The following is a 12,679-nucleotide window of genomic DNA, read 5'->3' as shown; positions in this document are numbered from 1 at the left end:
ATGATTGGAAATGGCCGGAAAGGATGATAGGCAATGATAGAGGTTTACGGTCATGGCGGGGACAGGGAAACAGCTGCCGCGACATTTGGAGGAGCTGCTGCGGATTTTGTGGATTTTAGCGCGAATATTAATCCGCTTGGTCCGCCACCGGAGGTGCTTGAGGCGCTGCAGAGCTCATTTGACACGGTGATTCGTTACCCAGACCCTGGACACCGCCATTTTAAAAATATGCTCGCACGGCGACTACAGGTTCCACCCGAGTCGTTGAGCATCGGTAACGGCGCGGCTGAAAGCATGGCGCTTTTGCTATTGGGCTTGGCTCCCAAGCGAGTGGGCACAGTGGAGCCGTGTTTTTCGGAATATGCTGAACTGGCTCGCAAATTCGGAGCCGAGGTCCACCGGGTATACGGGAAGGCCTCGCTTCAATGGAAGGCGGACGTGGACGACATTCTTCAGCTCATGGAGCAGGTAGAAGTATTGTTCCTTGGGCAGCCGAATAATCCGAACGGTGTGCAATATGGCGAGCAGGAGCTATATGAGCTGGCAGAAGCGGCTGGCAGAACGGATACCGTGCTGGTAGTGGATGAAGCTTTTATTGACTTTATCCCTTTGGAACGGCAAATCTCACTATTGCCTGTGCTGGATCGCTTTCCACATGTGATTTTGATCCGATCGATGACCAAATTTTATGCCATTCCCGGCTTGCGATTGGGCTATGCGATTGCTCATCCAGATTATATCCGGCAAATGACGGCCAAACAGGTGACCTGGAGTGTTAATGGATTGGCGTTGCTGGCCGGGGAGGCGTGTCTGAGAAGTGGGCAAGCTTATGAGCGCCGCACACAGGAACTGATTGCTACGGAGCGTAGTCGCTTACTGACTGCCTTGGCGGAATGGGGCTGCGGTGTCGTTCCCGGCGAAGCCAATTACGTGCTGGCAAGAGCGCCGGGAACGTGGAGTGCATCAGCTATTCAGCGGGCACTTGGACAGCGTGGAATTCTTATACGTAGCTGTGCCATGTATCCGGGGCTGTCGGCGAGCCATTTTCGAATTGCGGTCAAGGACGCCGAAGCCAACGATAGGCTGCTGTCTGCACTCCGTGAAGTGCTGGAGGAGGATCAGCGGCGTGATCGTTAGCTTGGTTATCATGGCTGCCTATCTGCTGGACAGGCTAATCGGTGATCCGAGATGGTTGCCGCATCCAGTCATCGGCATGGGACATGCCATTTCAGCATTGGAAAAAGCGATTCGTCGTAAGGCCCGCAGTGACCAGGGACTGAAACGTGCGGGCATGCTGCTTCCACTTATTGTGGCAGGAGGCTCTTTTGTGCTTGCCTGGGGGCTGTTGCGTGTGCTTGCCTGGATTCACCCGTGGTTGTCCGTCGTCGCAGAAATTGTTCTGATCGCAACTACGATTGCTTCCAAAGGGCTAAAGGACGCAGGAATGTCAGTATACCGAGCGTTACAGGCGAACGACCTGGCTATGGCACGTCGGGAACTGGGCATGATTGTCGGAAGGGATACACAGCAGCTTGACGAGCCTGAAATCGTACGTGGTACCGTCGAAACGGTCGCTGAAAATATCGTGGACGCCATTATTTCCCCGCTTTTTTATGCTCTGATTGGAGGAGCACCCTTGGCACTGGCATATCGAGCTGTAAATACGCTTGATTCGATGGTTGGCTACAAAAATGAAAAGTATCTGCATTTAGGCTGGGCCTCAGCACGTCTGGATGATGTAGCTAACTACATTCCGGCTCGACTGACAGCAGTTATGCTTGTAATAGCGGCCTGGTTGTATCGGCTGGATGCTGCACGAAGCTGGTGTACAGTCAAGCGGGATGCCCGTCTGCACCCCAGTCCAAACAGCGGCTTTCCCGAATCAGCGGTGGCAGGTGCGCTGGGGATTCGTCTTGGTGGCTATAACGTGTATCATGGCATACGCTCGTTTCGAGCATATATGGGCGAAGCGATACGACCGCTGGAATCGAAAGATATCCGGCATACAATCCGGCTGATGTTCGCTGTATCCACTATGTTTGTAGGGTTGTGTTGGTTAGGGGCCGCAGGATGTATTGCCCTGGGATGGGTGCAGTGAGGGGTGACATCATTTTGAAACAAAATATAGAAGGAAAAAAAGCGCGAGAACGTGTACCAAGTCCGAACTTGCAACAGCTTAGTGAGCTGAATGATGCTAATGAAGATCTACAGTGGGACATGGAACTTGTGCTAGTTCGTCACGGCACAACCTTATGGAATAAGGAACGTCGATATCTGGGACACACCGACTTGGGTTTGCTGCCGGGAGCAGAGCAGGAATTAAAGCCTGTACAGGAAAAATTGCAGGGCCAATCCTTTACTCGAATCTATTGCAGCGACTTAATGCGATGTCGCCAGACCTTGCAGATCATTTTGCCGGAATCAGCATTGCCGGCTGAACGTTCTCTATCTGCTATGCCTTCTATCATGGAACCACGTCTGCGAGAGCTTCACTTTGGCGATTGGGATGGAAAAACGTATGACATGCTTAAGGATGTGGCGTTGTATCGTGCTTGGATTGATGAGCCACAACGAATCACCCCGCCTGGAGGAGAGTCCTGGGACCATTTTGTGAACCGTCTGCGCGAATTCCTTGACTCTCTGTTTGCGTGGCGCATTGCTTTGGAGGTTCAGCCAATAGAGTTGAATGCTGCACCGCCCTCTGTTTTGGCTGTCACGCATGGTGGTGTAATTCGCCAATTGGTTTGTATGCTGATACCAGATCATGATTTTTGGAGCCTGAATCCAAAACCGGGAGAAGCGATTAGGCTTCACTTAAGGCTGGCAGGACTGCACAATTGTATAGCAAAATTGTTTTTTCACTAGGGGAGTTGTGGTGAATCAAGCAGCTGTTTGGGTTGTAAGCTAACTCTTTTTAACCTATAATCATCAAGTAAAAGAACGGCTTGACTACACTACATCAAATATCCAGCAGACGAGGTCGGCGCCGTGTGAGGGAACTTGCTTTTCTTCATTGCGCTGTTAAAAGGGAAGTCGGTGTGATTCCGACGCGGTCCCGCCACTGTAAATGGAAACATGCTCATTAGCCCTGTTACATGTGCCGCCAAGCATGTGAAAGAATATCAGGGCATGCCTCTTCCATAAGTCAGGATACCTGCCCGTCCGCCTGTCACCATAATCCTTCGAGGAAAGGATGACGTGTTCGCAGTGACTGTCCATGCGGAAAGAAGCTGCCCGCCTGCGCACGATCTGTGCTAACGTGACCCCTGTATCCTGATATGAGGATGCGGGGGTTTTTGATAGGAAAAGAAGGCTGAAATGAGAAAAATATCGGATGATGTTCAAGTAACGCTCTTAACGATTTTTGTATGAAGGGGTGCAAATCATGGCAGGAAAAAAAATAAAGGTATGGACAACAGGTCTATTGGCGCTGACATTGACAGTTGTGCTGAGTGCATGTGGCGCGAATGGAAAAAATGTAGAAAATACAGCGGGCCAAGCTTCTTCACAGCAGCCGGGACAGACCGTAACCGCACAAGAGCCTCCGGGCAAAACGGTTTACCCGCTAACGGTTAAGGATGCAACAGGTCAGGAATTTACATTTAAAAAGGCACCGGACAAGATCGTTTCCGTCTCTCCGGCAGAAACCGAGGCGTTGTTCGCTATCGGACTGGACAAGGAAATTGTTGGTGTCTCCGACTACTCTGATTACCCGGAGGCAGCTACGAAAAAGCCTAAAGTGGGCGGTATTATGAAACCGAACGAAGAGGCGATTATTGCTGCGAACCCTGATGTCGTTTTTGCAGGGATTTCACTTAGTGAACAGGCTACGACTAAACTGCGTGACATGGGAATTATGATTTTTAAAACAGAACCGAAGACAGTTGAAGATGTCATAGCTAACATCGAATTGTATGGGAAAATCACCGATCATCAGAAAGAAGCGAGAGCGGTGACTGACAAGATGAGAGCAGATGTAGCGGAAGTGAAAGAAGGAGTTAAAAATATCGGCAAAGGGCAGAAGCTGCGGGTATACGTCGAGTTTTCACCAGGCTGGACAGTGGGTAAAGGCGAGTTTATGGACGAACTGATTACGTTAGCTGGTGGCGAAAATGTAGGTGCCACGCAGAAGGGATGGTACCAAATCAGTGAGGAAAATATTATAGCTGCAAACCCTGACGTGATTTTATACAGCAAAAGTGTGAAGGATGACAAAACAGGCCAGTCCCTCGGCGATATCATAAAAGCTCGCAGTGGATGGGAGCAAATATCGGCTGTTCGTAACAATCGTGTATTTGCCGTAGATGATAATTTGATCAGCCGTCCAGGTCCACGTGTAACAGAAGGTCTTAAGGAAGTGGCTAAGGGCGTGTACCCTGAAATTTTCAAATGAACCGTAGACTGATCGGTTTTGGGGGGACAGGTCTTGTCTTGCTGCTGCTGACGCTACTGCTCTGTCTTGGCATCGGCTCGGTCAGTCTTCCGGTCAACCAGATCACAGGTATTTTGATCAACCACCTACCGTGGTTAGGCGATACGTTTATACCGGATTGGAATACATCCGCAGAGCAGATTATTTTAAAGGTCAGACTGCCACGGGTGTTACTGGGAATGTTGGTTGGAGCAGCGCTGGCGCTGGCGGGAGCCGGATTTCAGGGGGTGTTGCGTAATCCCTTGGCTGATCCGTATACACTGGGGGTATCCTCGGGGGCTTCGGTAGGAGCAGCAGTACTGATTTATTGGGGGCTCCAATTTTCATTTGTGGGTATATGGACGCTTCCGCTAGTAGCATTTATAACCGGAATGCTGACGTTGTGGATGGTGCTGACATTGGCACGAGAAGGCGGGAAAATTCCCACACAAAGCCTCATTTTATCAGGTGTGGTGATGCAATCTTTTCTCGGAGCCATTGTTTCCTTTTTGACAGCCATGTCGAAGGAAACGGTCAATGAAATATTGTATTGGACGATGGGAAGTCTTAGTCTGCGAGGTTGGTCATATACAGGAATTCTGTTACCTTACGTGATCATAGGACTGTTTTTTTTATGGAACAGGGCACGGGTGCTGAATATTCTGGCTTTGGGTGAACGTCAAGCGTCTCATATGGGGGTTCATGTAGATGCGACGAAGCTGTCTGTTCTGATCATATCCACGCTGCTGACAGCTGCCGCTGTCTCGGTATGTGGAGTCATTGGTTTTGTCGGACTCGTTGTACCCCATATTATCCGTCTGATGACAGGCCCTGATTATAGGATGATTGTTCCGTTATCTGCACTGGGTGGGGCTATTTTTATGGCTTGGGCAGATACGGCAGCACGCACGTTGCTGGCCCCAACGGAAATTCCTCTGGGCGTTATGACGGCCTTTGTTGGGGCACCGTTTTTTGCGTATCTCCTGTACCGGAACAAGAAGCTGCGCAGGGGGGATCTGTTGTGACCGAACAAAGTGAAACACAGAAGGTGCATGATCGGGCGCTAGAGGTAGCAGGTCTTACCCGTGCTTATGGAGAGTTCCAGGTGTTGAAAAATATTAGCTGGAACGTAGATGAAGGAGCTTGGTGGGGAATCATTGGTCCGAACGGGAGTGGAAAATCGACCTTGCTGCATCTGCTTTCTGGTGTAGATCAGCCGACTGCTGGAAGTGTTCGTATCTATGGTCAAAGGATCGGTAGCTACAGCAGAAAAGAGCTTTCCCGACTTGTAGCTGTTCTCCAGCAGGAGGGACTACCTTCAGTGAGATACACCGTTAGGGAAATTATAGAAATGGGACGGTTCCCTCATCAGGACTGGCTAGGGAGGGAAAAGGGAGTTGATGTGGAGGCGATCACCGATCGGGTTCTAGCACGATTAAGCCTCACTTCACTGGCCGACAGAACATTGGACCGCTTGAGTGGAGGACAGCGACAGCGTGTAGCATTGGCAAAAGTGATGGTACAGGAGCCACAGATATTGCTGCTGGACGAACCTACGACCTATCTAGATTTGCGCTACCAGCTTGAATTTATGGAGTTGCTGGCAGAATGGCGTCAAGAAACGGGTGTGACAATCATTGCTGTCCTGCATGATCTTAATTTGGCGGCTCAATTTTGCGATAATTTGCTTGTACTTAAGGATGGAATAGTTGAGGGATTGGGTGCTTCATCGGATTTGTTAACGGAGGACCGGATTCGTCGTGTATATGGTGTGGAGCCTGTGATGCTTCCGCATCCCGATAGCGGCGTGCCGCAGCTCTTGCTGCGCAGAGGCGTTGCGTCTACAGGAGATCAATAGGATATGGTGAACATAAAAAGGAGCAGGGAGTGGAAGGGATGAACGACAAGCTGCGTCAATTGATCGATAGCGTTGCCCAGCTGGATGGGGTGGCGGCTTCGGCAGCTTCAGCCCATTTGGACCAATTAACAAAACCACCGGGAAGTCTTGGAAAGCTGGAGAGTTTGGTCATTCAGCTAGCAGGAATAACTGGAGTGGACAAGCCTGAATTTGTTCGTAAAACGGTGATGGTCATGGCTGCGGATCATGGAGTGTGCGAAGAGGGAGTTAGCGCCTTTCCAGCTGAGGTCACGCAGCAGATGCTGTATAACATGCTGTCAGGCGGCGCAGCAATTAATGTGCTGGCGCGTCATGCGGGCGCCGATGTCCAGGTAGTAGATGTTGGTGTGAATGCGGATGTTTCTCACCCGAATTTGGTGAACCGTAAGGTACGCATGGGCACTTCGAATATGGCTAAAGGTCCAGCGATGCTGCGCACGGAAGCGGAGCAGGCGATTTTGGCCGGAGCTGAAGCTGTAGCCAAAGCGTTCAAAGATGGCACACGGCTATTCGTTACCGGGGAGTTGGGTATCGGGAACACGACAGCCAGTGCTGCGGTCGTATGTGCCCTTACCGAACTGGAACCGGAGGTTATCGTAGGCCGGGGCACGGGGGTAGATAACGCGGGGCTTACCCGTAAAATAGCGGTGGTCTGCCGCGCATTGGACGTGAACCAGCCAGATGGAAATGACGCGCTCGACGTGCTGACCAAGGTCGGCGGTCTGGAGATTGCCGCCCTGGCAGGCGTCATCCTCGGCGCAGCCGCACACCGCTGTCCAGTCGTGCTGGATGGCTTTATTTCCGGCGCGGCTGCTCTTGCTGCACGCGCGCTTGCGCCTGCGAGCGCGGCGTACATGCTTGCTTCGCACGCCTCGGACGAGCGTGGACACGCAGCGGTGCTCCGCCAGCTCAAGCTGGAGCCTATGCTTCATTTGGACATGCGGCTCGGGGAAGGCACGGGCGGTGCGCTTAGCTTGCACCTGGTTGATGCGGCGTGCCGTATTATGCGCGAAATGGCGACCTTTGCCGATGCAGGCGTATCGGACGGTCAGGGAGCCGCGCAGCGATGAAGGCGCTCGTGACCGGCGGGGCACGCAGCGGAAAAAGCGACTTTGCCGAGCGATTATGCATGTCGCGCGCCCCGCGCGCCTGCTACATTGCAACAGCGCAAGCCTATGATGTGGAGATGAAGGAACGCATCGCCCTTCATCGACTCCAGCGCAATTCTGCCGGGTATGACTGGCAGACGCTGGAGGAAGCGCAGGCGCTGCCGGAGCTGCTGCGACAGCTTGGCGATGCTCAAGCGTCGCAGCCTGCGCCTATGGTGCTGGTCGACTGCCTGACTCTGTGGCTGTCGAACGTGCTGCTGGCCGCGGGTGAGGACGGCGAAGCAGCGGCCAGAGCCGCCATGGATGAACTGACGGCAGCTGTGGAGCAGTATTCGGGATCGCTCGTCATCGTAACCAATGAGGTCGGTGACGGTATTGTACCAGAATATCCACTTGGAAGGCTGTACCGGGATTTGAGCGGAATGATGAATCAGCGGATCGCCCGTCTTTGTGATGAAGTTTTTTTAGTGACGGCGGGCATTCCCGTAGAACTTAAACAGTTGGAATATAAGCTATGAGCCGTGAACGTCAGGCTGTTGCTGCGGCTTTTCAATTTTTAACCCGTCTACCGGTCAAGGCGGAGCTGGATTTTTCCCCGGAGCTGCTGAAACGCAGTGCAAGCTATTATCCGCTGGTTGGAGTGGTTATTGGCATTATCGTTTGGGGCTTTGCATCGATTACTACTATGGTACTGCCACCACTGCCGTGTGCGATTCTTACCCTGGCTATCTGGGTCTGGTTGACAGGCGGCCTGCATCTGGATGGGTGGATGGATGCGGCTGATGCCTTATTCAGCTACCGGTCCCGTGAACGGATGCTGGAGATTATGAAAGATAGCCGTGTAGGAGCGATGGGGGTTATTGCTTGTGTACTGCTACTCATGCTCAAGGCTGCTTTGCTGTATACCGTGCTGGCTGAACGGAATGTGTCCGGCTTGTTGTTGCTTCCGATGGTTTGGAGCCGTTGGTTTATGGTACATGCAATGAAGCGCTGGCCTAAAGCCCGCAACGATGATGGACTGGCGGCGCGTTTTGCAGATATGAGTGGTGGACGTGTCGGACTGGCCCTATTCTGGGCTGTAGTCGTGACGCTAGGTGCTGCCGCAGGCCAATATATTCTTGCAGGCGTAGCCACAGTAACAGAGGAATCAGGGAACCTGTCGTTGGCAGGGTCACACTTACAGATGCTTCTTTCGTATGCTGAAAGTCTTCCAATCTGGATAACATTTGTGTTGCTTCCGCTCTTGGCCTACGGAGTTGGAACCTTTACAGCAAACCGTATTAACCACCGTCTTGGGGGGCTTACGGGGGATATATACGGAGCTTTGAACGAATTGCTGGAGACGGTTTTGTTGCTGTTAATTGTCATTTTGTACGGGCTGTGACCAAATTTGAAATGAATTCGTTAAAGGGGAAGAGGCAATTGTCAACTTTCGAACCGTCCCGCACGAACCCGGCAGCTATATTAATGCTTCAAGGAACAGCGTCGGATGTGGGCAAAAGCGTGGTGACGACCGCACTGTGCCGGATTTTTCTGCAGGACGGCTACCGTCCCGCACCGTTTAAGTCACAAAATATGGCGTTAAACTCTTATGTTACCGAGGACGGCAAGGAAATTGGACGTGCACAGGGAGTACAGGCTGAAGCTTGTGGTATTGAGGCGACGACCGACATGAATCCGATTCTGATTAAGCCGGTCAAGGATATGCACTCACAAATTGTTGTACACGGTGTACCTTATGCCTATATGAGCGCCTCCGATTACCGAAAGGATTTTTTGCCACAAGCCAAGCACACCGTTATGGATGCGCTGAATCGGCTGCGCGATACCTATGATATTGTGCTTATGGAAGGGGCAGGCAGTCCGGCAGAAATTAATTTAAAGGACCGCGATATTGTAAATATGAACCTTGCAGGCTGGGCGGATGCTCCAGTATTGCTGGTTTCGGATATCGACCGGGGCGGTGTCTTTGCCTCTTTGGTAGGGACCATTGAGTTGCTGGAGCCCCATGAAGTACAGCGTATCCGTGGATTTATCATTAACAAATTCAGAGGCGATTTGTCCCTGCTTCAACCAGGATTAGACTGGCTGGAAGAACGGACAGGCATTCCTGTACTCGGTGTACTGCCCTATTTACCGGACATTCGTATTGAGGCAGAGGATTCGGTGGTACTGGACAAGAAGCCTAAGGAATCAGCAAAGGATAAAGAATTGGATATTGCGGTGATACGATATCCGCGTATTTCCAATTTTACCGACACAGATGCTTTGGCTGCAGAGCCAGACGTAAGCGTGCGTTATGTTACAGAGGCCGGACAATTGGGCGTACCAGATGCCATTATCTTACCAGGAACCAAAGACACCATCGGAGACCTGCTGGAATTGCGTGAAAGAGGGCTGGAGGATGACATTCGAGAGGCCGTGAAGACAGGACGCACGCAGCTGGTTGGCATTTGTGGAGGCTATCAGATGCTGGGTACAGCGCTTTTTGATCCCGATGCCGTCGAATCTGGGTTGCCGCAGCAGGCAGATGGGTTAGGTTGGCTAGCACTATCCACGACCTTCTTAAAGGAAAAGCAAACCGTGCGCGTTCAAGGAACCCTGTCTAATCATTGCCCGCTTTTGCTAAGCTCTGCATCTGATTCAGGTTCTGCCTCGAAACCAGTCATTGGAGGCTATGAAATACATATGGGTGTTACAGAGTATGTCCCAGAACCGCGCATATCTATAGACAAGGCTCTAGTCTCAACAAAAATGAAAACATTGTTCCAGATTCGGCGTGGTGAAGGAACCGCCTTTGAGGAAGGTTGGGGCACGACAGACGGTAGGGTATGGGGAACCTACTTGCATGGTGTGTTTGATAATGACCGTTTTCGCAGGTCTTGGTTGGATGGACTGAGACAAGCCAAGGGCTTGGTACCTTTGGACAGCACTTTTACTGTGCGTGAAGCCAAGGAACAAGAGTTTGACCGTGTCGCAGAGGTGGTACGCACTCATTTGGATATGGAGCAAATTTATCGCATCCTGGGGATAAGTTCACCAATTTCATAAAAAATCATTTGTAAAAATTAAAGGTATCTCTACAGTCATTTTTGTGACTAAGAGATACCTTTTTTAGGATATCAGCTTACTAAATTTTAAATTTTTGAACCGCCTTTTGCAGTTCAGTTGCTTGTTGGCTTAATTGACGAACAACCTCACTGTGGCTTTCCATTTCATTCAGCTGCTCATCGGCATTAAAACCGATCTCCTGAATCATATGCTGTGCATTGGCAGCGATGAGAGCTGTCTCTTCCACGGAAGCAGATACTTCCTCCGAACTGGCGGATACTTGCTCCGTTGCTGCGGATACCGTTTGAATCGTAGCGTTGATCTTTTGCATGAACTCACTTAGCTGGCTAAAGGCGAAACTCGCCTGTTGAACCATTTCCGTTCCCGAATGAATTTCACGGCTAACCTGGGTCACAGAGTCCACAGATTGCTTCGACACTTCCTGAATGGTAACCAAATAGTCCGAAATTTCCTGTGTTGCTTCTTTGGATTGCTCTGCGAGCTTGCGAACTTCTCCGGCAACTACGGCGAAGCCTCGTCCATGTTCGCCCGCGCGGGCAGCCTCGATGGAGGCATTCAGCGACAACATCTGAATCTGCTTTGTAATATCGAAAATTGCAGAGACGATGCTGCCGATAGCTTCTGAGCGTTCGTTCATACTATGTATGTATCGAAGCGATTCATCGGCAGCGTGTCCTACCTGTGACATTTGAGCTACAGCTTTTTGAGCAAGTGTATTCCCATTAACCGTTTCTTTGGTTGCTTCACTGATTTGGTCAGATACATCATTGGCAGAGGAAGCGATATGCTGAACTCCTTGAGCGATCTCTTCCATAGCCTGAGCATTTTCAGCAGCAGCAGAAGCGATGCTGGTACTTCCCTTGGCTACTTCCTCAGCGGCAACTGTAGAGTCCTGCACTTTGACACTCATAGCCTCAGTCCGCCGAAGCAGCTCATCCGATCCTTGAACAACTGCACCTGATGTTGTAAGCACGTGGCCGATCATTTCCTTCAAGTTGTGAGACATAGATTGAAAGCTGCGGGCAAGTTGAGCAATTTCATTAACTCCCTGAACCTTCGTTTCTTGCGAAAGGTCACCTTGGGCAATTTTTTCACTATGACGAACCAATTCAGCAATAGGCTGCACAACTTTACGTATGACAAGGGTAGAAATAATTCCGCCCAGTATAAGTGTTGCCAGTGTAATACCTATGCAAATCCATAGAATTTGTTGGGATTTTTCCTGTACGAATCCGACATCTTCGTTCACGCCAAGCACCAGATTGCTGCCCGATATAGCAAAGAAGGCGGTTTTGTGTACCCCGTGTGAGTCACTGTAAATACCACTGATATTCATCTCGCCTTGTTTGGCTTCTTTAATATCCTCAACAGGAACGAGCGCATCCTTAACCTTATATGCTGATTTTACGTTTCGTGCGACAACCTCGGTCTTGCCATCATCCTTCAAAACCGCAATATATGCCGATTCTAATTTGAGGGTGTCGACCTTGTCCTGAAGATAAGCTTCCATTTGCATAGCGGAGCCGGAATCAGAACTGCTTCCTTGCCCAGCTTGAACAGCTAAGGAAATATTGAGATCCTGATACACATTTTTTGCTCCAGTCTCTAGCAACTGATCTACTTGAGGCATGACACTGCTATTGATGATACTCATGGACACTGCATAAAAACTAATACTGAACAGAAGGGACGCAAAGAGCTGAATTAACAAAAACATAATTCGCAATTTTGCGCCGAGGGAACGATTAAAACGCTTCATGAAAATTCTCCTCTCACATGCTGGTAATAAAACAGACAAATTTCCCTGCTTGATGTAGGACGCTTGTCCAACGAGATACTAGACACGCCATGATCTACTTGTTTTCCTTTCTTTGCTTGAAGAAAAGACTGAAAATGTTCGGATTCTATGTATATTTCAGCTGTATTCAAGGAACAAGATATGAGAAAGGGAAGTAATCCATGATTTACTAAAAAGTAGGTTAGACCTATTTTACATAATTAACAGACGGTTGAATAGTCATATTTGCCCAAAAACAAACAAAAAATATATAACTATGGTCTTGGGTGTTTAGATGTAAGTTTGATGTAAATTATCAGGAGTAAGAAATTAAAAAGCTTTATCTGTGCTTTTATAACTATTGTAAAAAAGAAGGAATATAAGTAGTATAAGGAATACCACTTTTTACAAGC

The 12,679-nt window shown here is 49.9% G+C and carries 11 protein-coding genes and 1 riboswitch; of the genes, 10 read left to right on the top strand and 1 reads right to left on the bottom strand.

Features of this window, described 5'->3' with window-relative positions:
• The first annotated feature begins 33 nt into the window (after positions 1–33).
• The 10 genes from cobD to ABEW32_RS24295 all read left to right on the top strand — a co-directional run bounded on the left by cobD (position 34) and on the right by ABEW32_RS24295 (position 10,468).
• Positions 34–1,137, top strand: a complete 1,104-nt coding sequence (cobD, locus tag ABEW32_RS24340) for a threonine-phosphate decarboxylase CobD (RefSeq protein ID WP_430192594.1) — start codon at positions 34–36, stop codon at positions 1,135–1,137.
• Positions 1,127–2,098, top strand: a complete 972-nt coding sequence (gene cbiB, locus ABEW32_RS24335) for an adenosylcobinamide-phosphate synthase CbiB (protein ID WP_430192592.1) — start codon at positions 1,127–1,129, stop codon at positions 2,096–2,098. The genes cobD and cbiB overlap by 11 nt, the downstream gene beginning before the upstream one ends.
• Positions 2,099–2,112: 14 nt before the next feature.
• Entirely contained in the window at positions 2,113–2,865 is a 753-nt protein-coding gene (locus tag ABEW32_RS24330; RefSeq protein ID WP_430192590.1) for a histidine phosphatase family protein, read from the top strand.
• A gap of 95 nt (positions 2,866–2,960) precedes the next feature.
• A riboswitch (cobalamin riboswitch) is annotated at positions 2,961–3,176 on the top strand.
• 209 nt (positions 3,177–3,385) lie between these two features.
• Positions 3,386–4,393: an ABC transporter substrate-binding protein gene (locus ABEW32_RS24325; protein WP_430192588.1), complete on the top strand. Its 1,008-nt coding sequence runs from the start codon at positions 3,386–3,388 to the stop codon at positions 4,391–4,393.
• A complete protein-coding gene (locus ABEW32_RS24320) occupies positions 4,390–5,436 on the top strand; it encodes a FecCD family ABC transporter permease (protein ID WP_430192586.1) in 1,047 nt (348 codons plus the stop codon). Before ABEW32_RS24325 ends, ABEW32_RS24320 begins: the two co-directional genes overlap by 4 nt.
• Complete coding sequence (locus ABEW32_RS24315) at positions 5,433–6,269, top strand: ABC transporter ATP-binding protein (RefSeq protein ID WP_430192584.1); 837 nt, start codon at positions 5,433–5,435, stop codon at positions 6,267–6,269. Before ABEW32_RS24320 ends, ABEW32_RS24315 begins: the two co-directional genes overlap by 4 nt.
• A gap of 38 nt (positions 6,270–6,307) precedes the next feature.
• On the top strand, positions 6,308–7,378 hold the full coding sequence (gene cobT / locus ABEW32_RS24310; protein ID WP_430192582.1) for a nicotinate-nucleotide--dimethylbenzimidazole phosphoribosyltransferase: 1,071 nt from the start codon (positions 6,308–6,310) through the stop codon (positions 7,376–7,378).
• On the top strand, positions 7,375–7,935 hold the full coding sequence (gene cobU, locus ABEW32_RS24305) for a bifunctional adenosylcobinamide kinase/adenosylcobinamide-phosphate guanylyltransferase (protein ID WP_430192580.1): 561 nt from the start codon (positions 7,375–7,377) through the stop codon (positions 7,933–7,935). Before cobT ends, cobU begins: the two co-directional genes overlap by 4 nt.
• Positions 7,932–8,801, top strand: coding sequence for an adenosylcobinamide-GDP ribazoletransferase (cobS, locus tag ABEW32_RS24300; RefSeq protein WP_430192578.1), 870 nt, complete (start codon positions 7,932–7,934; stop codon positions 8,799–8,801). The genes cobU and cobS overlap by 4 nt, the downstream gene beginning before the upstream one ends.
• 38 nt (positions 8,802–8,839) lie before the next feature.
• Entirely contained in the window at positions 8,840–10,468 is a 1,629-nt protein-coding gene (locus ABEW32_RS24295) for a cobyric acid synthase (protein WP_430192576.1), read from the top strand.
• Positions 10,469–10,547: 79 nt separating this feature from the next.
• Here the strand turns inward: ABEW32_RS24295 and ABEW32_RS24290 are convergent, their stop codons facing one another.
• Positions 10,548–12,248 (bottom strand): methyl-accepting chemotaxis protein, encoded by a 1,701-nt coding sequence (locus ABEW32_RS24290; RefSeq protein ID WP_430192574.1) that lies wholly within the window; start codon positions 12,246–12,248, stop codon positions 10,548–10,550.
• Positions 12,249–12,679 lie beyond the last annotated feature (431 nt).

It is taken from the genome of Paenibacillus jamilae, assembly GCF_050482105.1.
GTDB classification, from domain to species: domain Bacteria; phylum Bacillota; class Bacilli; order Paenibacillales; family Paenibacillaceae; genus Paenibacillus; species Paenibacillus jamilae_B.
Note: the sequence above shows the minus strand (reverse complement) of the source record. Positions and strands in the feature narration are given on the sequence as shown.